Genomic DNA, 638 nt, shown 5'->3' with positions numbered 1-638 from the left:
GCAATCCATGCCGCGCCAATCACGGGCAGCCGAAAACAGCCCGTGCAGATTGAGGCGCCTGCCGATTGCGGCCGCTTTATCAGCCGCGTGATTGAAAACGTGAACGCGCACGCCGCTACGCCGGATTGGATGAGGCAGCGTTTGGAGCGCAGCGGTATCCGCAGCCTTTCCGCGCTGGTGGACATTGGCAATTATGTGATGCTGGAAATCGGTCAGCCGATGCATGTTTTCGATGCTGACAAACTTTCAGGTAGCCTGCACATCCGCCGTGCGAGCGAAGGTGAAACGCTGGAATGCCTGAACGAGAAAACCGTCTCTCTGTCTGAAAACACGCTGGTAGTGGCCGACGAAAAAGGCGCGTTGAGTTTGGCAGGGCTGATGGGCGGCGCAGCGAGCGCGGTTTCAGACGACACGCAAAATATTGTGCTGGAAGCGGCTTGGTTTGCGCCTGAAATCATTGCCGGCAAATCGCGCCAGTACGGTTTTGGCTCGGATTCGTCGTTCCGCTTTGAGCGCGGCGTGGATTACCGTTTGCAGGCTGATGCCATCGAACGCGCTACCGAATTGGTTTTGCAAATCTGCGGCGGTGCGGCAGGCGAAATGGTGGAAGCGTTGGGCAGGCTACCTGAAAACAAACA

General features: G+C 57.4%; 1 protein-coding gene. It reads left to right on the top strand.

All coding sequences use genetic code 11. The annotated features are described in order from the left end of the window. On the top strand, positions 1-638 hold a 638-nt coding region (locus ACTHUR_RS15290), incomplete at both ends, for a phenylalanine--tRNA ligase beta subunit-related protein (protein ID WP_440399482.1).

This window comes from Neisseria sp. P0021.S007 (genome assembly GCF_051956855.1).
Note: the sequence above shows the minus strand (reverse complement) of the source record. Positions and strands in the feature narration are given on the sequence as shown.